General features: G+C 69.6%; 19 protein-coding genes. 8 read left to right on the forward strand and 11 right to left on the reverse strand.

The window, feature by feature from the left end; translation table 11 throughout:
* The first annotated feature begins 15 nt into the window (after window positions 1–15).
* Window positions 16–1,485 carry a glutamate synthase subunit beta gene (locus tag EBN03_RS06855; RefSeq protein ID WP_122187063.1) on the forward strand — a complete coding sequence of 490 codons (1,470 nt, stop codon included), beginning with the start codon at window positions 16–18 and terminating at the stop codon, window positions 1,483–1,485.
* A gap of 319 nt (window positions 1,486–1,804) precedes the next feature.
* A complete protein-coding gene (locus EBN03_RS06860) occupies window positions 1,805–2,566 on the forward strand; it encodes a 3-hydroxyacyl-CoA dehydrogenase (RefSeq protein WP_122187064.1) in 762 nt (253 codons plus the stop codon).
* A gap of 267 nt (window positions 2,567–2,833) precedes the next feature.
* Here the strand turns inward: EBN03_RS06860 and EBN03_RS06865 are convergent, their stop codons facing one another.
* Window positions 2,834–3,319 carry a MarR family winged helix-turn-helix transcriptional regulator gene (locus EBN03_RS06865; RefSeq protein WP_122187065.1) on the reverse strand — a complete coding sequence of 162 codons (486 nt, stop codon included), beginning with the start codon at window positions 3,317–3,319 and terminating at the stop codon, window positions 2,834–2,836.
* Window positions 3,320–3,424: 105 nt separating this feature from the next.
* On the opposite strand from EBN03_RS06865, the gene EBN03_RS06870 reads away from it, so the two are divergent.
* Both EBN03_RS06870 and EBN03_RS06875 read left to right on the forward strand, forming a co-directional pair.
* The gene (locus EBN03_RS06870; protein WP_147471477.1) at window positions 3,425–4,066 is read left to right on the forward strand and encodes a DUF4386 domain-containing protein; all 642 of its coding nucleotides are present in this window, start codon (window positions 3,425–3,427) and stop codon (window positions 4,064–4,066) included.
* Between the two features lie 51 nt (window positions 4,067–4,117).
* Window positions 4,118–4,885 carry an SDR family NAD(P)-dependent oxidoreductase gene (locus EBN03_RS06875; RefSeq protein WP_122187067.1) on the forward strand — a complete coding sequence of 256 codons (768 nt, stop codon included), beginning with the start codon at window positions 4,118–4,120 and terminating at the stop codon, window positions 4,883–4,885.
* A 186-nt stretch (window positions 4,886–5,071) separates the two neighbouring features.
* Here EBN03_RS06875 and EBN03_RS06880 read toward each other — a convergent pair whose 3' ends face one another.
* Both EBN03_RS06880 and EBN03_RS06885 read right to left on the reverse strand, forming a co-directional pair.
* On the reverse strand, window positions 5,072–6,379 hold the full coding sequence (locus tag EBN03_RS06880) for an acyltransferase family protein (RefSeq protein ID WP_122187068.1): 1,308 nt from the start codon (window positions 6,377–6,379) through the stop codon (window positions 5,072–5,074).
* A 71-nt stretch (window positions 6,380–6,450) separates the two neighbouring features.
* On the reverse strand, window positions 6,451–8,022 hold the full coding sequence (locus EBN03_RS06885) for a helix-turn-helix transcriptional regulator (RefSeq protein ID WP_158675554.1): 1,572 nt from the start codon (window positions 8,020–8,022) through the stop codon (window positions 6,451–6,453).
* A gap of 288 nt (window positions 8,023–8,310) precedes the next feature.
* Between EBN03_RS06885 and EBN03_RS06890 the strand changes: the two genes are divergently transcribed.
* The 3 genes from EBN03_RS06890 to EBN03_RS06900 all read left to right on the forward strand — a co-directional run bounded on the left by EBN03_RS06890 (window position 8,311) and on the right by EBN03_RS06900 (window position 11,471).
* The gene (locus EBN03_RS06890; RefSeq protein WP_233608214.1) at window positions 8,311–9,222 is read left to right on the forward strand and encodes a cutinase family protein; all 912 of its coding nucleotides are present in this window, start codon (window positions 8,311–8,313) and stop codon (window positions 9,220–9,222) included.
* A 241-nt stretch (window positions 9,223–9,463) separates the two neighbouring features.
* Window positions 9,464–10,372, forward strand: coding sequence for a cutinase family protein (locus tag EBN03_RS06895; RefSeq protein ID WP_199742643.1), 909 nt, complete (start codon window positions 9,464–9,466; stop codon window positions 10,370–10,372).
* A 184-nt stretch (window positions 10,373–10,556) separates the two neighbouring features.
* Window positions 10,557–11,471, forward strand: a complete 915-nt coding sequence (locus tag EBN03_RS06900) for a cutinase family protein (protein WP_199742644.1) — start codon at window positions 10,557–10,559, stop codon at window positions 11,469–11,471.
* A gap of 135 nt (window positions 11,472–11,606) precedes the next feature.
* On the opposite strand, the gene EBN03_RS06905 is transcribed toward EBN03_RS06900, so the two are convergent.
* The 3 genes from EBN03_RS06905 to lysX all read right to left on the reverse strand — a co-directional run bounded on the left by EBN03_RS06905 (window position 11,607) and on the right by lysX (window position 16,014).
* Window positions 11,607–11,942, reverse strand: a complete 336-nt coding sequence (locus EBN03_RS06905) for a hypothetical protein (protein ID WP_122187070.1) — start codon at window positions 11,940–11,942, stop codon at window positions 11,607–11,609.
* A 111-nt stretch (window positions 11,943–12,053) separates the two neighbouring features.
* A complete protein-coding gene (locus EBN03_RS06910; protein WP_122187071.1) occupies window positions 12,054–12,704 on the reverse strand; it encodes a histidine phosphatase family protein in 651 nt (216 codons plus the stop codon).
* 10 nt (window positions 12,705–12,714) lie between these two features.
* Window positions 12,715–16,014, reverse strand: coding sequence for a bifunctional lysylphosphatidylglycerol synthetase/lysine--tRNA ligase LysX (lysX, locus tag EBN03_RS06915; protein ID WP_199742645.1), 3,300 nt, complete (start codon window positions 16,012–16,014; stop codon window positions 12,715–12,717).
* 85 nt (window positions 16,015–16,099) lie between these two features.
* Between lysX and EBN03_RS06920 the strand changes: the two genes are divergently transcribed.
* Window positions 16,100–16,321, forward strand: coding sequence for an RNA-binding S4 domain-containing protein (locus EBN03_RS06920; RefSeq protein ID WP_122187073.1), 222 nt, complete (start codon window positions 16,100–16,102; stop codon window positions 16,319–16,321).
* Between the two features lie 7 nt (window positions 16,322–16,328).
* Here EBN03_RS06920 and rraA read toward each other — a convergent pair whose 3' ends face one another.
* The 5 genes from rraA to EBN03_RS06945 all read right to left on the reverse strand — a co-directional run bounded on the left by rraA (window position 16,329) and on the right by EBN03_RS06945 (window position 20,388).
* Window positions 16,329–16,820, reverse strand: coding sequence for a ribonuclease E activity regulator RraA (gene rraA, locus EBN03_RS06925; protein ID WP_199742646.1), 492 nt, complete (start codon window positions 16,818–16,820; stop codon window positions 16,329–16,331).
* Window positions 16,821–16,885: 65 nt separating this feature from the next.
* Window positions 16,886–17,338 (reverse strand): SRPBCC family protein, encoded by a 453-nt coding sequence (locus EBN03_RS06930; protein WP_122187074.1) that lies wholly within the window; start codon window positions 17,336–17,338, stop codon window positions 16,886–16,888.
* Window positions 17,339–17,348: 10 nt separating this feature from the next.
* Window positions 17,349–18,485: a galactokinase gene (gene galK, locus EBN03_RS06935; RefSeq protein ID WP_122187075.1), complete on the reverse strand. Its 1,137-nt coding sequence runs from the start codon at window positions 18,483–18,485 to the stop codon at window positions 17,349–17,351.
* Window positions 18,482–19,594, reverse strand: a complete 1,113-nt coding sequence (gene galT, locus EBN03_RS06940; RefSeq protein ID WP_233608215.1) for a galactose-1-phosphate uridylyltransferase — start codon at window positions 19,592–19,594, stop codon at window positions 18,482–18,484. Before galT ends, galK begins: the two co-directional genes overlap by 4 nt.
* Window positions 19,591–20,388: a DeoR/GlpR family DNA-binding transcription regulator gene (locus tag EBN03_RS06945; RefSeq protein WP_122187076.1), complete on the reverse strand. Its 798-nt coding sequence runs from the start codon at window positions 20,386–20,388 to the stop codon at window positions 19,591–19,593. The genes galT and EBN03_RS06945 overlap by 4 nt, the downstream gene beginning before the upstream one ends.
* Between the last annotated feature and the right edge of the window lie 13 nt (window positions 20,389–20,401).

A 20,401-nucleotide genomic window follows, 5' to 3' on the forward strand; every position in this document is an offset into this window, starting at 1 on the left:
ACGCTGGAGCCGTACATGGGTGACGCACAAGGATTTCTGAAGCACACCAGCCGGGAGCTGCCCAAGCGCCGGCCGGTCGACCTGCGCCTGCTGGACTGGAAGGAGGTGTACGAGGAGAAGTTCTCCCACGACACCCTCCGGACCCAGGCGAGCCGCTGCATGGACTGCGGTATTCCGTTCTGCCACAACGGCTGCCCGCTGGGGAACCTGATCCCCGAGTGGAACGACCTGGTGTACAAGGGCGCGTGGCGCGAGGGCATCGACCGCCTGCACGCCACCAACAACTTCCCCGAGTTCACCGGCCGGCTCTGCCCGGCGCCGTGTGAGGCGTCCTGCGTCCTGGGCATCAACCAGGACCCGGTCACCATCAAGCAGGTCGAGGTCGAACTCATCGAGAACGCCTTCGACGAGGGCTGGGTCACCCCGGTCTACCCGACCCGAATCACCGGCAAGAAGGTCGCCGTCGTGGGTTCGGGCCCGGCCGGTCTGGCCGCCGCTCAGCAGCTGACCCGGGCCGGTCACACGGTGACCGTGTTCGAGCGCGACGACCGCATCGGCGGCCTGCTGCGCTACGGCATCCCCGAGTTCAAGATGGAGAAGCGCTTCATCGACCGCCGGATCGCGCAGATGGAGGCCGAGGGCACCATCTTCAAGGCCGGCGTGAACGTGGGTGTGGACATCACCGCCGAGCAGCTGCGGGAGCGTTTCGACGCGATCGTGCTGGCCGGTGGCGCCACCATCGCCCGTGACCTGCCGGTGCCGGGTCGCGAGCTCGACGGCATCCACCAGGCCATGGAGTTCCTGCCGCTCGCCAACCGCGTGCAGCTGGGCGACGCCATCACCGACGCCGACGGCCTGCCGCCGATCCACGCGCGCGACAAGAAGGTCGTCATCATCGGTGGTGGTGACACCGGCGCCGACTGCCTGGGCACCTCGCACCGGCAGGGCGCCGCGAGCGTCCACCAGTTCGAGATCATGCCGCGGCCGCCGGAGGAGCGTGCCGCTTCCACCCCGTGGCCGACCTACCCGCTGATGTACCGGGTGTCCTCGGCGCACGAAGAGGGTGGCGAGCGCGTCTACTCGGTCAACACCGAGCGGTTCGTGGGCAGTGACGGCAAGGTCACCGGCCTGCAGGCGCACGAGGTCGTGTTCGCCAACGGCCGGTTCGAGAAGGTCGAAGGCACCGACTTCACCATCGAGGCCGACCTGGTGCTGCTGGCGATGGGCTTCACCGGCCCGCAGAAGCCGGGTCTGCTCGAGGACCTCGGCGTCGGCTACGACCAGCGCGGAAACGTCAAGCGCGACAACAACTGGCACACCTCGGTCCCCGGCGTCTTCGTCGCCGGCGACATGGGCCGCGGCCAGTCGCTGATCGTGTGGGCCATCGCGGAGGGCCGCGCGGCCGCCGCCGCGGTCGACACCTTCCTCGAGGGCGAGACGGCTCTGCCGTCGCCGATCGTCCCGACGGCGGTCGCCCAGCGGTAAACGCTGCACAGCTCGAACGGCGCCTGTGGATTTCGATCCACAGGCGCCGTTCGCTGTTTGCGCACAGGTGGTGTCGCCGTGACGGGCGGTGGTGCGAAGTTATCCACAGTCTGCACATGGCTGTGGATAACTTCGCATGCCGGTGATTCGGGCTGTGGATGCTGCGGGCTGATCCAGCCGTCCGGTGTGGAGCGGGCTGACGTAGGTCGTGAAGGTAATCCCCCGAGCCCTTCGGATGCAAAGTGGTCCCGGTCCCGGTTACCGGTGCGGCAGCTCGCTTCCGCTTCGTAACCAAGCAAGCAATTGCTAGGGTGCGAGAATGAAGATCGATAACTCTGTCGCCGTCGTGACCGGTGGGGCTTCGGGCCTCGGGCTGGCGACTGTTCGTGCCCTGCACGCGCAGGGGGCCAAGGTGGTCGTCCTGGACCTGCCGTCGTCGCCCGGTGTGGCCGTGGCCGAGGAGCTGGGCGACGGTGTCGTGTTCGCTCCGACCGATGTGACCAGCGAGGAGCAGGTCGGGGCCGCGCTGGACATCGCGCAGGGGCTGGGTGAGCTGCGGATCGCGGTGAACTGCGCCGGAATCGGCAACGCCATCAAGACCGTCGGCAAGAAGGGCGCCTTCCCGTTCGACGCGTTCCAGAAGGTGGTGTCGGTCAACCTGTTCGGCACCTTCAACGTCATCCGGCTGGCCGCCGAGCGCATGGCCGCCGTCGAGCCGGCCGGCGAGGAGCGGGGCGTCATCGTCAACACCGCCTCGGTCGCGGCCTACGACGGGCAGATCGGCCAGGCCGCCTACTCCGCCTCCAAGGGCGGCATCGTCGGCATGACCCTCCCGATCGCGCGTGACCTGGCGGAGCTGAAGATTCGCGTCGTCACCATCGCGCCCGGCCTGTTCCACACCCCGCTCTTCGCGAGCGCCTCGGACGAGATCATCTCCCACCTCGGCAAGCAGGTCCCACACCCCTCCCGCCTCGGTGACCCCGCCGAGTTCGCGGCGCTGGCCCAGCACATCGTGGAGAACCCGATGCTGAACGGCGAGACCATCCGCCTGGACGGCGCGATCCGCATGGCCCCGCGCTGAGCATTGCCCTGATCCGAAAACCCTATCGGCCCAGCTACTCCCGGGTCGAGTACGGCGCCTGTGGACAACTCCACAGGCGCCGTTCGCATTTCGCACCTATCCGGCCGACGGTACCGACCGCGCGGATCCTCGGCCGCCCTCGACGCCCCTGACCTGTGAGCCACGAATCCGGTGTCCAGCAGGCATGTTCGAGTGCTACGGGGACCGTGCTGCGTCCGCTGGGCGACGCCGGTGGGGGACCGAGTGGGCGTAAGGGTGAGATCCGCGCTACCGAACCGTCTTGTAGCCCGGGTGGACTCCGGCGGTCAGGCCCTGGTCGGTGGCGAGGCGGCCGAGTAGTGAAGCCAATTGCGCGCGTTCGTCGGGGGTGAGCGACCGGCAGAGCGCCTCTTCGTTCTCGCGGGCGGCGACGGCGAGGCGGCTGAGCAGGGCGGTGCCCGATTCGGTGAGGTAGAGGGCGTGCAGTCGGCGATCGTCGGGGTTGGGGCGGCGTTCGATCAGGCCGCGCTGTTCCAGGGTGTCGGCGAATTTCACGAAGCGGCTGGGCGGCATCCCGAGCGCGTCGGCGAGCTCGCGCTGGCTGCGGCCGGGTTGCACGATGAGCATCCGGAGCAGGCCGGCCTGTGGGGGAGTGAGGTCGAGGGGGGCGATGCCCGCGGCGAAATGCGCGGCGGCATGGGCTCCGACCTGCGCCAACAGGAATCCCACGCCGCCCGGCGGGCGGTGACTGCCCGGCTCTGCGTTCATGCTCATAGCAGCATGATAGTCGACGGAAAACGATGCATCCTTGACAATCGTTACAGAATGTAATTATTGTCGACCGAGTACGGACGTCGCACCCGGAAGAAAGAGACCACCATGACCACCACCCTGCGCCCCACCCGGACCACCGCGCCGTTGCTCGCAGCCACCGGCGCCTTCACCGCCCTCACCATCGCCTACTTCGCGGTCAACGCCCGGATGCCGCATCCCGGAGATTCCGGCGCCGCGGTGCTGGCCTACGACGTCGCCCACCGCGGACTGCTCGAGACCGGCGCGCTACTGATGGTGGCCGCGGCCGCCCCGCTGGTGGTGATCGGAACCCTCGTCTTCGCTACCTTGCGGGCCCGGCTCGGCCGCGTACCCGGGATCGCCGTCGCCGGCGCGGTACTCGCCGCGGCCGCGCTCACGGTCAGCGGGATCATCGGCTGGGCGGGTGCCCGGCTCACCGACGCCGCCGGTCCGGCACTGGCGCGGGCCGTGGCCGACCTGAGCTTCGCGTCCGGCGGTCCGGCCTACGCGGTCGGATTCGGCCTGTTCGCCCTGGGCGTCGCGGTACCGGCGCTGATCGGCGACCTGCTGCCGCGCCCGCTGGCCTGGACCGGCGTGGCCATCGGAATCGCCGGTGCCGTCGCCGTTCTCGGCTTGGCGGTGCCCGCCCTGCTGCCGCTGCTCCCGGTGGTCCGTTTCGGTGGCCTGCTGTGGCTGATCGTCACCGTCGTCACGCTGGTCCGGCGCTGAGCCACACCGTCTCTCTCCCACAAGCACTCTCGCCCGGAAGGCTCGATTCCCATGCTCAGCACCTACTCCGACCTGGCGGGCAAGACCGCGGTCGTCACCGGCGGTTCCCGGGGCATCGGCGCCCAGACCGCCCGCCTGCTCGCCGCGCAGGGCGCGAATGTGTGTGTGGCCGGCCGTGATCGCGCCGCCCTCGACAGCGTCGTCGCCGAGATCACCGCGGCCGGGGCCGGTACCGCCTTCGGCGTCGTCGCGAACGTCACGGCCGCAGCCGATCTCGCGGAGCTGCGGGACGCGGTGACCCAGCGCTTCGGCGCGGTCGATGTGCTCTGCCCGTTTGCCGGCGGCCAGGGCGCGCCCGCGCCGACCAGCGCCCTGACCGAACAGCGCTGGCACGAGGTGCTCGACTCGGAACTGACCTCGGTCTTCCTGACCGTGCAGGCCTTCCTGCCCGCGATGGTGGAACGCGGCAGCGGCAGCATCGTCACCATGTCCTCGTCGGCGGGCCGCCAGCCCAGCCAGGCGAACCTGGCCTATGGCGTCGCGAACGCCGGCCTGATCATGCTGACCCGCCATCTCGCCACCGAGTACGGCCCGCACGGCATCCGGGTGAATGCCTTGGCCCCCAGCTCGATTCGCACCGAGAAGGTCGAGGCGCACATGCCGGAGGCGGTCCAGCAGCAGGTCGCCGCCGCCCACCCGCTGCGCCGCCTCGGCACCACGACCGACGTTGCGGAGACCGCCCTGTTCCTGGCCTCCGACGCCTCGGCTTACCTGACCGGCCTGACCATCGACGTCGCCGGTGGCCGGATCACCAACTGACTCAGCGCCTTACGACCGCGCATCCGTCGGATGCGCGGTCGTTCCGTTCCGTGGCGACTCGCCGGACAGCCACCGACATCGGATTCAGCCCCAGTTCCGGATCGGTCACCACAGGTCGCGTCAGTCCGGTCGGCAACGTCGCAAGGCCCGGCCGTCCTCGGGACGTGTCCGCACGGTGGTGTGGCACTACAACTCTCGGACGGCTCCCGCTGCGTGGCGCGCAGAAGCGCACAGCCCCACGAATCCCACTGCCGCGAACCATCCGAGCTCGGTCCCCAGTCCTTGTTTGGCGGCCAACAGGATCGAGGCCCCCGCTAGGCAGACGAACAGGCCCGCAACGGTGCTGCGCGCAGCGGTAGTCCTCGGCAAGCGGGCATCCCACCAGGGCAGCGGACGCTGCTCGAATCGGGTGAGCAGCGGGAACAACAGGGCCAGTACGGCGGCGAAAGCACAGGCGCGCAGGGCGATCCGGAACCAGAAGCCCGGCTGGTGCGGGTCGTGGGCGTCGAGGTCGGCCAGATGCAGGCCGAACGCGGCCACCGCGATCGCGGGAATGTGCCAGAGGTACAGGGTCATCGCGCCGGCATTGCCGACCGCCACCGGGTACCAGACCTTCGGGTGGCGGGCCCAGCGCTCGACGCGACCGGCGGCGGCCACGAAGAACAGGCTCATGGCCACGCAGTGCAGGGCCAGCACGACCGTCGGGGGCGAGACATTGGAGATCCCAGCGGATCCCGTGACGACCAGCGACACCTGATAGGGGCCGAACGCCACGAGCGCGATCTCGGCGGCCAGCGCGGTCAGGGCGGCCACGACCGCGGTGCGCGGCGCGATCAGCTTGCGCGCGTACCCGATACCGATCAACGTCGGGATCAACCACACGGTGAGGAAGCTCGGATAGCCGAATAGGTCGGAGCCCGAGGCGATCCGGGATACGTCGGCCGAGCCGGCGGCACCGAGCAGTGCGGCGATCCCGAGCCAGAGCCGAGGTGCGGTGTCGAGCTGGGTGAGCGCCGGAACACACGCGAGCACCATGAGATACACGCCGAGGAACCACAGCAGCGAGACCACCTGCTCGCCGAGCTGCGCCGCCGAGGCCGCCCCCATCCCCACGCGCACCGCGCCCAGCGCCACGGTCCACACGGCCAGGTACCAGAACACCGGCCGGCACAGCCGCTGCGCCTTGCCCACCAGCCAAGTGCCCCACGGTGTTTCCGCCCGCAGCCCGTAGGCGGCGGCCGCGCCGCCGGCCAGGAAGAACAGGGGCATGATCTGCAGCACCCAGGTGAGTGGCTGCAATGCCGGTGCGGACTGCAGGGTGTCACCGATCCGGACTCCGCCGGCGGTGATCGTGGCCAGCAGCATCGCGCAGTGACCGAACATCACCACGAGGAGGCTGACCAGGCGGGCGACGTCGATCGCGCGGTCCCGCTCGGACGAGGTGCCGGCCGCGACGGCCGCCGGCGAGGGCAGGGCAGGGCTGGTAGCGAACATGATTCGAGCCTGCCGGGCGCGCCACGGATCCGGATGAGTAGTTCCCCCCGGTTCGGGTGAGGGTTATCCGGTCACGACAGCTGCAGCAGACCCAGTTTCCGGGCTATGGCCACCGCCTCCTCACGGGAGTGGCCGCCCACTTTCTGATACATGCTGCGCAGCTGGGTCTTGACGGTGTTGATCGAGACGAACTGTTTCTCGGCGATCTTGCGCAGCGGTTCGCCCCGGGCCAGCTCGCGCAGGATGGCCTGCTCCCGATCGGTCAGCCGGACCACGGGGACGTCGGTGGGGAACACCGAAGGAGTTGCCGCGGCGAGGAATTCCGCGACCCCGCTGGTCGAGACGCCGGTGCGCTCGCTGAGTGTCCGGACCAGCCGGGTCGGGACGAGCGCCAGCGGTCGCAGCAGTCCGGTCTGTTCGATCAGCGTGCAGGCCGACACCCACCGAGTGTCGGCGGAATCGGTCTCGCCGAGCGCTTCGTGCGCGGCCGCCTGGACCAGTAGCGCCTCCAGATGCGGGCGGGGTTGCGCGGACTGGAACCAGTCCACCCGATGACACAGCGCGAGTGCAACGGTCGGCCGGCGGGCGAACAGATTCGCGCGGGCCGCGGCGACCACCGTCCAGGGATCGTCGCCGATCACGCTGTCGGCGATCTCGATGGCCTTGTTCCCCTCGCCGCCCGCCAGCCGCAGATCGATCTCGCTCGCGGTCAGCAGCGAGTAGGCGATCCCGCCGGGCCGGCAGGTGTCGGCATTGGCCGCGACACCGCGGGTCAGGTGGGCCAGGCCGAGGAACGGCTGCCCGATGGCCAGCGCGTACTGGGCGCGGGCGTACACCACGAACGACCACATCTCGTCGCGGTCTTCGGGTTCGCCGATGTCGTCGAGCACGGCGCCGGCATCCGGCGGGTCGAGCCGTTCCAGCGCTACCAGCGCCTGCGCCACCGAGCCCACCGAACGGCCGGACAGCCCGGCGGGCGCTTGGCCGAGCCGCCGGCGGGCCTGCAGGATGTCGCCGGCGACCGCCCGGCCCAGCGCCGATTCGAGGGCGGCGTCGCGGGCCAGCTGGGTCAGGCCGGCGGCGCGGGCCGCGCGGTAGGCCTGCTGTAGTTCGGATGTGGCCTCGGTGAAGGATCCGCTCAGCTGGTAGGTGATGCCGCGCTGGAATCGGACGATGGCCAGTGGCGCGCCCAGGGTGTCGGGCTGGGATTCCGAGGCGCTCGAGACGAGCGGGGTCTGCGTGCGGGCGATGTCGGCCGCGCGCCGGAATTCTCCGGTCGCGCGCTGCATTATCATTCGCACCGCGCCGACACTCAATGCGTCGCGCGCTTTCGGCGTTTCTCCCAGAGCACGCAATTCCTCCGGGTCCGACGGAAGTTCGATCAACCCACTGGTATTGGTGGATCCCCAGTGAGTGAACAGTTTTCGGCCGGCCAATAATGTAGGGTGTTCGGACAGTTCGGATTCGGGAATCGCTTCGGCCGCGACGCGCAGCAGCTGAGGGTCGTCGAGCAGGAGCGTGACCCAGCTATTCTCGATGAGCGAGATGGCCGTCTGCCAGTCACGATCGGCGATTGCGGAGGTCAGAGCGGCGGCTGTGTCGTCGGGAGTCGGTTCGGCAGTCCGCTGGCCGTGGTGGTTCATCCGACTCCCCTTTCTCTTCGCATTCACTTGGCAAACCGATCGGTATGTGGTCGACCTCGATAAATTGACTGTAACCGGGCACCTTAGGGGGGTCATCGCATTGTTGGCAAAATAGGGGCAACTTCCCTGGTCCCAGGTTAGGGGCCATGACCCTTGGGGTGCTAACCGAACTTTCGGTATCCAATTACCGACTGAATCGGTTTCGGTGCCCGAACTGTCGGTGTTGTTGCAGTGTTTGTTTGGTCAGCAGTCCAATACCCCATAGGGGCCGGAACGAACTGGAGCGAAATGCGGGTGCGCAAGTGCATTGCGATGGCGGCGTTCATGGCGGCGGGTGCGGTGGCACCGGCCGTGTCCGGCGCCGGGAACGCGGTCGCGGACAACGATTGTCCGTCGGTCGAGGTGATCGCGATTCCCGGCACGCTGGAGACCGGGCCGCACCGGCTCGACGGCGTCCGCGGCCACGGCATGCTCAGCGGAGTCACCAACGGCCTGGGCGATTCCCATCAGGTCGACTACATCGACTACCCGGCCACCGCGGTCTGGTGGGACGGCGAGGTGTACGGCACCTCCAAGCACAAGGCCGTCGACAACGCCCGCGGCCTGATCGCCGAGATGGCCGCCCGCTGCGCCACGACCCAGTTCGCCGTGGTCGGCTACAGCCAGGGCGCCGACGCCGCCGGTGACCTCGCCGCCGAGATCGGAACCGGCCACGGGGTGATCCCGCCGGAACGGTTCGCCGGCGCCGGGCTGATCTCCGACCCGAGCCGCTCACCCGCCGACATCCAGGTCGGGCCGCCCGCGCCGGGCGCCGGCGCCGAGGGCAGCCGGCCCGGCGGCTTCGGCTTCGTCAACGATCGGGTGCGCACCGTCTGCATCGCCGACGACCTCTACTGCGCGACCGACGAACAGGACTACGTCAGCCGGCTCGCCGGCCTCATCGTGCGCGGTACCGAGATGAACCCGGCCGGCCTGTGGCGGGACATGCTCGACACCGGCGTCTGGATCGGTGACCTGGGCGCGCACGGCGGCATCCCGACCCTGGCCTCGCAGATGAGCCGGCAATCCTACGAGGACCTGATCGACAAGGTGCAGTCCTTCCTGCAATCCGGTGCGCACGTGGCATATCCGCGCTATCAGGTCGGCGACGGACAGAACGCGATCGGCTGGATGCACGACTACGTAGCCGGAATGGGCTGAGCGGTCCGGAAACGGGCTGGGCAGCGGCTGAACAACGTAGGCGCCCACGGATTTCGGTCCGCGGGTGCTGTCACGTGCGCGCCATGATCGGAAATCGGACGCCACGCGGGTTCGGAATGGAAAGTCCGTCCCGTGCCCCATATTCTTGGCTCGCCGGTGGCGAGCGTGAATGTTCCCGCCGCCCTGAGCAATGCGCAAGATTGTGATGCCCTGGTTGGGCGAGTGTGGGAACTGGAGCAGTATGCGGGTGAGGAAGTGCGTCGCGGCCACCGCGGTCGCCGCGACGGGCCTGTCCGGTCTGGTGCTCGGAAGTGGCACGGCCACAGCGGATTCGGCCTGCCCCGACACCTATGTGGTGGCGGTGCCCGGCACCTGGGAGACCGGTGTCGACAAGGACGACAACGTCCGGGGCGGCGGGATGCTCGCCGGTGTCACCGAAGGCCTACCCGGCACGATGCGGGTCGACTACGTCGACTACTCGGCCACCGCCTTCCCGTGGGAGGGCGACGTCTACGGCGCCTCCGAGAAGGAGGCCCGCGACAACGCCCGCGGTCTGATCGCCGATATGGCCGCGCACTGCGGTGGTACCAAGTACGCGATCGTCGGCTACAGCCAGGGTGCGGACGCCGCCGGTGACGTGGCCGCCGAGATCGGCACCGGGCACGGTGTCGTCCCGGCCGACAAGGTCGTCGCGGTCGGCCTGGTCTCCGACCCGAAGCGCTCGCCCGCCGACACCCAGGTCGGCCCGCCGGTCGGTGGCTCCGGTGCCGAGGGTGCCCGGCCGGGCGGTTTCGGTCAGCTCACCGACCGGGTCCGGACGGTCTGCGCCGAGGGCGACCTCTACTGCGCGACCGAGGACACGGACTACATCTCCCGGCTCGCCGGGTTCGTCGCGGCCGTGTCCGGCGGCAACGCGGCCGACATGTGGCGCTACCAGCTGCAGGCCGTGAACCTGGCGAGCGACCTGATGTCGCACGGCGGGATCGGCGCCCTGCAGTCCCAGCTCACCGGTGACGCGAACGAGCAGCGGGTCAAGCAGATCGAGGACTTCTACGGCACCGGATATCACACGTCCTACGGCACCTACGCCGTCGGCGGCGGGCAGACCGCCATCAGTTGGATGCACAGCTTCATCGCCGGCGCGGCCTGACGACGGCCGGGTCGCGGCCCGAATGAGCTGGTCACGGTTCATTCGGGTCCGCGAGTCGGTTTGGGCCCGTATTATCGGCAGTCGAATCGGTTCGCCGGGAATTAACTAGAATGTAATTCCGGTTTGGCAGGATGAACCGGACCATTGGTTGGGCCCGACTCGGGCGTGTTCGAACTGGATCAATATGCGAGTGAAGAAGTACATCGCGGTTGCCGGCGCGACCGCCGTGGTGATGTCCGGCCTGACCCTGGCCGAAAGCGGAACGGCCGCCGCGGATTCGGGCTGCCCGAGCGTCGACGTCGTAGCCGTCCCCGGCACCTGGGAGACCGGCGACCAGAAGAACCAGGCCGTGATCGGCGGCGGCATGCTCGCCGGCGTCACCGACGGGCTGCCCGGTTCCATGCAGGTCGACTACATCTCCTACCCGGCCACCGCCTTCCCGTGGGAGGGTGCGGTCTACGGATCGTCCAAGGACGTGGCCGTCAAGAACGCCGAGGGCGTCATCAAGGACATGGCCGCCCGCTGCGCCGCCACCAAGTTCGCCATCCTCGGCTACAGCCAGGGTGCCGACGCCGCCGGTGACGTCGCCGCCAGGATCGGCACCGGACGCGGCGTCATCCCCGCCAACCGCGTGACCGCGGTCGGCCTGCTCTCCGACCCCAGCCGCTCGCCCGCCGACACCCAGGTCGGCCCGCAGGTCCCGGGCTCCGGCGCGGCCGGTACGCGGCCCGGCGGCTTCGGCGTGCTCACCGACCGGGTCCGCACCATCTGCGTCGACGGCGACCTCTACTGCTCGACCCCCGAGGGCGACTACCTGACCCGGGCCATCGGCTTCGCCGCCGAACTGTCCGCGGTCAACCCCGGCGACCTCGGCCGGCTCGTGGCCGACGGCAACTCGCTGGTCGGCGACATCCTGGCCAACGGCGGAATCCCCATGCTGCAGAACGCCATCGGCAACGATCAGGGCAACCGGGAACGTGTCGAGAAGCTGGCCGAGTTCTACGGCGCCGGCGCGCACACCTCCTACGGCACCTACGACGTCGGCGGCGGCGAGAGCGCGCTGCAGTGGATGCACCAGTGGATCGCGGGTCAGAACTGATCTCGTAGGCTGCGCCGCACACAGACATTCGAGGGCCGTCCCGACCGGGACGGCCCTCGAATCGTCTCGTGGCCGAACCTGCCGCTCACCGGAACGAACCCGGTGGGCAGCTGCCGCAATGGTTGTGACCCGGCCTCAGCTGCCGAAAGAGCCGGTCGGAAGTTGCTGCAGCCACTCGCTCGGGTCCTGCCAGCCGGCCGGGTTCTGCCAGCCCTGGCCGCCCGGCCAGCCGGGGTTCTGCCAGTCCGAGTTCTGGTCGCCGGGCCAGTTGCCCTGGTCGTCCCGGTCGCCGTTCTGCCAGCCGTCGTGGTCGTGGCGGTGGTGGTGCCAATCGTCCTGGTCGACGGCGGCGGCCGACGGGACGGTGTCGGCCAGTGCCGGTGCCGCCACAGCGGCCAGCGGGAGCAGCGCGAACGCGGCCAGCGCCGCGACCCGGGCGGCCGGACGGCGAGACTTGACGGAGGTACGCATCGGTGTGCCTTTCTTGTCGGAACCGTGAGCCGGTACGGGCGCTCACTGGGTTCCATGAAAGGTTCCGAGGCTGGGCGTGGCAGTCGGTCGCGCTGGGAACGATCTGTGAGTTCAGCCCGCGGCCGGTCGCAGATTGCGCGGCAGCAGGTCCCAGACGTGCCCGTTCTCGTTGATCGTGGCCGCGGTGCGAGTGCCGGTGCGCGAGTACAGCACCCGAGTCACCGAGCAGTAGTCGATCGGGAAGGTCAGCGGCCTGGCCAAGCTCAGCACATCCTGCAGCAGCACGTTGATCACGCCGCCGTGCGCGAAGACCACCACGGTGTCGCTCGGCCCGGCAGCCGACACCAGCCCGTCCACGGCCTTGTGCACCCGGGACACGAACGCGCCCGCATCGATCTGCTCGGGCAGGTGACCGGCCTTGATCCGGTCGTACTGCGCCCGCAGCAGCTCGTGCGCGCCCGCCGCGCCGGCGTCCTCGATCGGGATGTACACCGGCAGATCGCGATCGTATTCGGCCAGATCGTCGACGATCTCGAGCTCGACGCCCAGCCGGTCCGCGGTGGGCACGGCGGTGTCGCGGGCCCGGCGCTGCGGGCTCGCCACCACGCGTGTGATCGGCCGTTCCGGACTGCTCAGTGCCGCAAGCACATTCGGCACCCGGGCGGCCTGTTCGCGGCCGAGCGCCGTCAGTTCGGGGTCGGCGGGACCGCCGGTGACGGCGGCCCGCACCGGCTGGGCGTGGCGGACGAGTACCAGTTGCACGCCGCCCAGCCTAGGACCGCGGTTTCACCAACGGGAACGGCAGGGTCTCCCGGATACTGCGCCCGGTGATCAGCATGACCACCCGGTCGACACCGATCCCCAGACCACCCGTCGGCGGCATGGCGAACTCCAAGGCGTGCAGGAAGTCCTCGTCCAGCTCCATGGCATCGGGATCACCACCGGCCGCGAGCATCGACTGCTCGGTGAGCCGCCGCCGCTGTTCGATCGGATTGGTGAGTTCGCTGTAGGCCGTACCCAATTCGACCCCCCACGCCACCAGGTCCCAGCGTTCCGCGACGCCGTCGATGCTGCGGTGCGCGCGGGTCAGCGGCGACACCGAGGTCGGGAAATCGATGTAGAAGGTGGGCAGTTCGGTGCGGTCCTCGACCAGGTGCTCGTACATTTCCAGCACGATCTGCCCGGCGTCCCAGCCCGGCTGGCACGGCACCTCCGCCTTCTCGCACAGCGCCCGCAGTTCCTCCACTCCGGTCTGCGGTGTGATCATCGTGTCCAGCGCTTCCGAGACCGCGCCGTGCACCGACTTCACCGGCCAGTCACCGGAGATGTCGACCTCGACCATCGTGCCGTCGGGACCGGGCCGCAACGCCACGCACTTGCCGTTCGCCGCGACCGCGGCATCCTGGATCAGCTGCTGGGTGGCCGACATCATCCGCAGGTAATCACTGTGCGCCTCATAGGCTTCCAGGATCGTGAACTCGGGATTGTGGCTGTAGTCCACGCCCTCGTTGCGGAACACCCGGCCCAGCTCGAACACCTTCTCCAGCCCGCCCACACACAGCCGCTTCAAGTACAGCTCGGGCGCGATCCGCAGATACAGGTCCAGGTCGTAGGCGTTGATGTGGGTGGCGAACGGGGTCGCGTTCGCGCCGCCGTGTACCTGCTGCAGCACCGGGGTCTCGACCTCGAGGAATCCCCAGCCCGTCAGCGTGTCCCGCAGCGAGCGCACCACCGCGCTGCGCTTGGCCAGCACCTCGCGGGTGTCGGGGTTGATGGCCATGTCCAGGTAGCGGCGGCGCACCCGCGCCTCCGGGTCGGCCAGGCCGCGCCACTTGTCCGGCAGCGGGTGCAGGCATTTGCCGATCATCCGCCAGTCCTGTGCCAGCAGCGACAGCTGACCGCGGCGGCTCGAACCGATCCGGCCGCTGACCTCGATCAGGTCACCGAGGTCGAAGTCGGAGGTGAACTCGTCGGAGCGGCCGCCGCCGACCCGTTCCCGGTCGATCAGCAACTGGATGTCGCCGGACCAGTCGCGCAGTTCGGCGAAGATCACCCCGCCGTAGTCGCGGATCCGCAGCAGCCGGCCGCACACCCGCACCGTCGTGCCCACCGGCGCCCGGCAGGCGGCCGCCACGGTGTGCGTCGGGGGATAGGCGACCGGGTAGGCGTCGATCCCGGCCGCCGCCAGCCGCTCCACCTTGTCCATGCGGACCCGCACCTGTTCGGGGCGGCGCGCCGAATACGGTTCCAGCTCTTCCGGTTCCAGCTCCGGGGGGCTGCCGTCGGCGTGCAGGCCGTGCATGGTGGGTGGCACGGCGGAGTGGATACCGGTGTGCCGCAACGGATCCGGCTCCTTGCCGAACCGTGGCAGGAAACCTTCGGCGAGCGCGGAGGCGATCGCCACCCGCAGCAGATTGCGCCGATCCTCGAACAGCGAGAACCGCGGCACCCACTGCGGCTGATACTTCACGTTCGAGCGGTACAGCGCCTCGAGCTGCCACCAGCGGGAGAAGAACATCAGCGTGCCGCGCCACAAACGCAGCACCGGGCCGGCCCCGATCCGGCCGCCCTCCTCGAACACCGCCCGGAACACCGCGAAGTTCAGCGACACCTTGGTGATGCCGTACTGCTCGGAATCCAGCGCCAGCTGCGAGATCATCAACTCCATGATCCCGTTGGGGCCCTTGGGATCCCGGCGCATGAGATCCAGCGAGACCCCGGTCCGGCCCCACGGCACCAGCGACAGCTCACCCCACACCCGGCCGTCGCAATCCACGGCCTCGACCAGCAGGCAGTCGCCGTCGAGCGGATCGCCGAGCCGGCCCAGCGCCATCGAGAAACCGCGCTCGGTCTCGGTGTCGCGCCAGGTGTCGGCGCGGTGGATGACCGCCGCCATCTCCTCGGCATCGACTTCGTGGTGACGGCGAACCCGGACCGTGAACCCCTGCTTACGCAACCGGTTCGTGGCCTGCCGCACCTGCTTCATCTCCGGCCCGGCCAGCGAGAACGTGCGGGTGTCGATGATGGCCTCGTCGCCCAGGCGTAGCGCCGACAGTCCCGCGCGCTTGTAGACCGTGGCACCCGCCTCGCTCGCGCCCATGACCGCCGGGGCCCAGCCGTAGGCGTCGGCGAGCCGCAGCCACGCGTCGACCGCCTGCGGCCACGCCTCCTTCGTGCCGATCGGGTCACCGGAGGCCAGGCACACACCCAGCTCCACGCGGTAGGTCACCGCGGCCTTCCCGTTGGGGGCGAACACCACCGCCTTGTCGCGGCGGGTCGCGAAATAGCCCAGCGAGTCGTCCACATCGGAGCGGGCGAGCAGGCCGCGCAACGCGGACTCGTCGAGCCCGGTCAGCGCGTTCTCCGAACGCTGCGACCGGAACAGCACCACCGCCGCCGCGACCAGGGCCGCGAACCCGAAGAAACCCAGCAGCAGATTCACCACGTGCGGTGGCCGGCCGTCGAAGGTGTCGCTGCCGACCAGCACCGGTGAGGTGACCCGCGACAGCGCCCACAGCAGGCGTTCGATACCCGGTGGCAGTGTGCCCGGGACGAGTTCGATGATGCCCCAGCCGATCAGCGTGCCCGCGACCACACCACCGACCAGCGTCGCCAGCGCGGTCCAGCCGGCGCCGCGCCGCACCTGGGTGTGGAACTCGGGCCACGCCGCGATCAGCAGGCCGAGCACCACCACGTGCACCACCAGCGCGATGACCACGTTCGGATTGCGCTCGTCGGTCAGATCGATCGCGTTCGCGACCGTGAACATGGTCAGGTAGACCACCAGCAGCCACCAGGCCACCCGTTTCCGGCTCGCGATCGCACCGGCCAGCAACCCGACCACCAGCGCCCACACCAGGCTCGTGTCCGGGGCGTCGAAGTAGTAGCTGTCGATGTACTCGCGCGGCACCCGGGTGATGAACCGCAGTCCGGGCGAGATGCTCCACAGGGCCGCCAGCACCGAGAACGTCGCCAGAACGATCCCCGCCAGGTGCGGCACCTCGGCGAACCGGCCGCGCGCGCGGTGCGGCACGGTTGCGGTCGCGCGGACCGGCTCGCGGTTCGAGGTCACCGGTCCAGTGTGAATGCCTTCCCGCCCGGTGTCTCGAACCGGCCCGCCGTTGCCCGTGTCGGTGCGGGAAGTAAAGATGTACCCCATGTCGGATCCAGTCGACGTGCCGATCGATGACGATGTCATCCGCCTCGGACAATTTCTGAAGCTGGCCAACCTCATCGATAGCGGTGCGGAGGCCAAGACGGTTGTCGCCGCCGGCCTGGTGCGCGTCAACGACGAGGTGGAGCTACGGCGCGGCCGTCAGCTACACGCCGGCGATGTCGTCGCCCTGGCCGGACATCTGGCCAGGGTCGTCAACATGTGAGTGCCGTCTACTCGGCTCGCACCACGACACCGTCGGCGTCGCTGTAGAGCATCTCGCCGGGCACGAACGTCACCCCGCCGATCTGCACCACGACGTCCCGCTCACCGGAGCCGGTCTGGGTGCTCTTGCGCGGGTTGGTGCCCAGCGCCTTGATCCCGATGTCGAGGGTGCGCAGGATCGCGGAGTCGCGGACCGCGCCGTTGATCACGACACCGGACCAGCCGTTGGCGACCCCGCGCCCGGCGATAATGTCGCCGACCAGGGCGGTGTGCACACTCCCGCCGCCGTCGACGACCAGGACCCGGCCTTCGCCCGGCTCACCGAGGGTCTGCTTGACCAGCAGATTGTCCTGGTAGCAGCGGATCGTCACGATCCGGCCGGCGAACGACTCCCGCCCGCCGAACTGCGTGAATTGGGTGTCACAGCTCCGGATCTCGGGGCCGATCTCGTCCGCGAGGTCGGCGGTGGCAATAGCGTTCACAGATTCCGTCACGCGCATCAGCTTGCCATGGCCCGGCCGGTGCGTGGCTGAGACCTTGCTGTCAGAGCCGGGCGATCTCGCGGTCAGCGGCTCAGGTGGTATGCCTCGATCTCGGCGCTGAGCCGCTTGGTCATCTGCGCGGCGGCGATCTTGACGAACGGCTCGATGGTCTTGCCCAGGACCTTGCCCGCCAGGCCGGGCGCGACCCGGTAGTCGAAGTCGACGACCAGACCGCAGCGGCCGCCACCGAGGTCGGTGAAGTTGTACGTGGTCTCGACCTGGAAGCCGTTCACCGACTTCATGGCCAGCACGACGCCCGGTTCGCTGCGAGCCACCTCGACGGTGGTGTGCAAGGTGGCCGGCCCGAGCTTGACGGTCACGTCGAATGTCGCGCCCACACCTTCGATCTGGTCGGTGAGCGGGCTGATGGCGTGCACTTCGGCCATGTACTGCGGCGCGGTCCGGTAGTCGTTCACATAGGCGAACGCGGTCTCGGCCGTGGCGGCGCACTCCACGCTGATCTTCACGTCGGTCATATCGGACAGGTTAACGGTGTACCGGTGGCGGTGCTGCCGTGCGGCGGGCCGGTTCGGTGTCCGGGAGCAGGTGCGCGCCCGCGCCGGGGCGGATCCGGGTGCACCCGGGCCGGGGGTGCCCGGCGGCCGCCACCGTATCCGGTAACTCGGCGGCGATCCGGTCCGCCGCGTCCTGTGGGGCGAAGGCGATCACGGTGCCGCCGAAGCCGCCGCCGGTCATCCGGGCCCCGTACGCGCCGAGCCGGTCTGCGGTGGCCGCGATCAGATCGATTGCGGGCGTGGTGATCTCGAAGTCGTCGCGCATCGAGGCATGAGAGGCACGCATCAGCGCGCCGAATCCGGTGGCGTCCCCGGATCGCAGGGCGGCGGCGCCGTCGAGTACGCGGCGGTTCTCGGTGAGGACATGGCGGGCGCGGCGGCGCAGCTCGTCGTCGGCGAGTTGCCGCCAGTCGTCATCGGCCACGTCGCGCAGGGACGGCGCGCCCAGCAGTTCGGCGGCGCGTTCACAGGCCCGGCGCCGGTCGGCGTACTCGCCCGAGGCGTTGCGATGCGGGCTGCGCGAGTCGATCGCCAGCCACACGCCGCCGGCGGATTCCAGCGGCACCGGGGTCACCCGCACGGACCGGAAGTCGATGAGCAGCGCGGTGTCCGGCTCCCCGTACAGCGCGGCCAGTTGGTCGAGCAGCCCGGTCGGCGCTCCGACGTACTCGTTCTCCGCCCGCTGCGCGATCCGGGCCAGCTCGGTGCGGTCGACCACGGCGCCGGCCGCCGCGGTGAGCGCGCACAGCACCGCGCACTCCAGCGCCGCCGACGAGGACAGACCCGCGCCGACCGGCACTGTCGAGGTGATCCGCATCCGGCCGGCCGGTACCGCCACGCCGAATTCACGTAGCGCCCAGACACTTCCGGCGACGTAACCGCCCCATCCGGTGACGCGGTGGGTGCTTGGCGACGTATCGAGCGGCACCGCAACCGAATCCGGCTTCCGGTCCGACCCGGCGTGGATCGTCGCGTCCGCGCCGCCGACCTCGAAGTCGACGACCGTGCCGGCCTCGAGGGCGATCGGCAACGCGAATCCCGCGTTGTAGTCGGTGTGTTCGCCGATCAGGTTGACCCGTCCCGGCGCGTGCGCCCGCACCCAGGTCATGCGATCACCGCCCGTAGGTCGGCGGCGATGGTCTCCGGGGTCTTGTCGTTGAGGAACGCGTCCCGCCCGGATTCCGACCCCGCAAGGTATTTGAGCTTGTCCGCGCTGCGCCGCACGGAGAACAGTTCGGCGTGCAGGTAGCCCTCTTCGGCGTCCGCACGGTACTGGTGCCACGAGGCGATGTAGGGGAGCGGGCGGGCGTAGAGCGCGTCGAAGGCGCGCAGCACCGTGAGATAGACCAGGGCCAGGTCGTCGGCTTCGGCTGCGGTGAGGTCGATGAGGTTGCGTACGTGGCGATTCGGGTAGACGTGCACCTCGACCGGCCAGCGCGCGGCAAAGGGCACGAACGCCGTGGTGTGCTCGGTGCGCACCAACAGCCTTGTCCGGTCCGCGATTTCGTCGGCGAGGATCGACTCGAACAGATCGGTGCCGTGCTCGGCGCGGTACGCGGCGGCCGTGCGCAGCAGGTCGCGGGTACGCCGGGTGCGGAACGGGTAGCCGTAGATCTGGCCATGCGGATGGGCAAGGGTCACACCGATTTCCGCGCCGCGGTTCTCGAAGCAGTACACCTCGGCGATGTCGTCGCGGGCGAACAGCTCGGCTGTGCGGTGCGCCCACACGTCGATCATCAAGCGGGCGTGCTCGTCGGACAGGGCGGCGAACGAGCCGTCGTGATCACTACTGAAACAGACCACTTCGCAGCGGCCGGTGCCCAGCTCCTCGACCCGAAGCGGATTCGCCTCGGGCACAGCCCGGTACGGCACCCCGACCGTCGACAGTGCCGGGAATCTGTTCTCCAGCACAGCAACCCGATAGTCCGCTGCCGGGATCTCACTGGACCGACCGTCCGGATCCGGGCACAGCGGGCACATCTGCCTGGGCGGGTGATAGGTGCGTTCCTGCCGGGCGGGGGCCACGATCACCCGGTCGCCGGTGCGCGGATCCCGGCGCACCGTGGTGACGGGTAGCGGCGACCGTCGGGGCAGATCGCGCCGGTCCACGCCGAGCCCGGTATCCGAGTCGTACAGCAAGATCTCGCGATCGTCGGCGAGCCGGCCTCGGACGGGAGTCGGCAGGGTGCGGGCGGGCGCGGCCAGGGTGCGGCTCACGGGGCGGGGGTTCCTTCCGCGATGGTCAACGGCACCACGGCGGCGAGCACCTCGCGCGCCGCGGCGCTCAGCCCGGCGTCACAGATCAGGCCGTCGACGGCGTCGAACTCGGCGAACAGGTGCGCGCCGATCTCGCCGAACTTGGTGTGATCGGCCAGCAGCACCGTCGACCGGGAGGAGGCGATCAAGCGCCGATCCGTCTCGGCCTCACCGATATTGGGGGTAGTGAAGCCGGCCGCTGGATCGATGCCGTGCGTGCCGAGCAGCGCCAGATCGCACCGCACCCGTTCCAGCATGGCGTTGGCGACCGGACCGACCAGGGCGTCGGACGGCGTGCGCTGCCCGCCGGTGAGCTGCACCTCCCCGACCGGCAGGTGATCGTCCTCGGGGTCGGTGAGGACGTGGAAGATCGAGATCGAGTTGGTCACCACCGACACGTCCCGGCCGCGTAGCAGCCGGGCCACCTGCAGAGTGGTGGTGCCCGCGCCGATCGCGAGCGTCATGCCGTCCTCGATCCGGGCCGCGGCCGCCAGCGCGATGGCCTGTTTCGCCGCGATATTGCGTTCGGCCTTGCGGGCCGACGGCGGTTCGACGCCCCGGTTGAGCGAGGTCCCCTCGACCCGGACCGCGCCGCCGTGCACCTTGACCAGTTCCCCGGTCGCCGCCAGCCGATCCAGATCGCGCCGGATGGTCATCTCCGACACGTTCAGTTCGGCAGCGAGGCCGAACACCCGGACCGCGCCGTACGTGATGGCGGCGTCAAGGATGCGCCGGCGACGTTCAGCTGCGAGCATCCGACAAAACTAT

Source organism: Nocardia stercoris (assembly GCF_003696265.1).
GTDB lineage: Bacteria > Actinomycetota > Actinomycetes > Mycobacteriales > Mycobacteriaceae > Nocardia > Nocardia stercoris.

What these genes read in the sequence shown, in the direction of transcription:
- EBN03_RS06855 (WP_122187063.1), top strand. Translation starts at nt 16, where the DNA reads ATGGGTGACGCACAAGGATTTCTGAAGCACACCAGCCGGGAGCTGCCC.
- EBN03_RS06860 (WP_122187064.1), top strand. Translation starts at nt 1,805, where the DNA reads ATGAAGATCGATAACTCTGTCGCCGTCGTGACCGGTGGGGCTTCGGGC.
- EBN03_RS06865 (WP_122187065.1), bottom strand. Translation starts at nt 3,319, where the DNA reads ATGAGCATGAACGCAGAGCCGGGCAGTCACCGCCCGCCGGGCGGCGTG.
- EBN03_RS06870 (WP_147471477.1), top strand. Translation starts at nt 3,425, where the DNA reads ATGACCACCACCCTGCGCCCCACCCGGACCACCGCGCCGTTGCTCGCA.
- EBN03_RS06875 (WP_122187067.1), top strand. Translation starts at nt 4,118, where the DNA reads ATGCTCAGCACCTACTCCGACCTGGCGGGCAAGACCGCGGTCGTCACC.
- EBN03_RS06880 (WP_122187068.1), bottom strand. Translation starts at nt 6,379, where the DNA reads ATGTTCGCTACCAGCCCTGCCCTGCCCTCGCCGGCGGCCGTCGCGGCC.
- EBN03_RS06885 (WP_158675554.1), bottom strand. Translation starts at nt 8,022, where the DNA reads ATGAACCACCACGGCCAGCGGACTGCCGAACCGACTCCCGACGACACA.
- EBN03_RS06890 (WP_233608214.1), top strand. Translation starts at nt 8,311, where the DNA reads ATGCGGGTGCGCAAGTGCATTGCGATGGCGGCGTTCATGGCGGCGGGT.
- EBN03_RS06895 (WP_199742643.1), top strand. Translation starts at nt 9,464, where the DNA reads ATGCGGGTGAGGAAGTGCGTCGCGGCCACCGCGGTCGCCGCGACGGGC.
- EBN03_RS06900 (WP_199742644.1), top strand. Translation starts at nt 10,557, where the DNA reads ATGCGAGTGAAGAAGTACATCGCGGTTGCCGGCGCGACCGCCGTGGTG.
- EBN03_RS06905 (WP_122187070.1), bottom strand. Translation starts at nt 11,942, where the DNA reads ATGCGTACCTCCGTCAAGTCTCGCCGTCCGGCCGCCCGGGTCGCGGCG.
- EBN03_RS06920 (WP_122187073.1), top strand. Translation starts at nt 16,100, where the DNA reads ATGTCGGATCCAGTCGACGTGCCGATCGATGACGATGTCATCCGCCTC.
- rraA (WP_199742646.1), bottom strand. Translation starts at nt 16,820, where the DNA reads ATGCGCGTGACGGAATCTGTGAACGCTATTGCCACCGCCGACCTCGCG.
- EBN03_RS06930 (WP_122187074.1), bottom strand. Translation starts at nt 17,338, where the DNA reads ATGACCGACGTGAAGATCAGCGTGGAGTGCGCCGCCACGGCCGAGACC.
- galK (WP_122187075.1), bottom strand. Translation starts at nt 18,485, where the DNA reads ATGACCTGGGTGCGGGCGCACGCGCCGGGACGGGTCAACCTGATCGGC.
- EBN03_RS06945 (WP_122187076.1), bottom strand. Translation starts at nt 20,388, where the DNA reads ATGCTCGCAGCTGAACGTCGCCGGCGCATCCTTGACGCCGCCATCACG.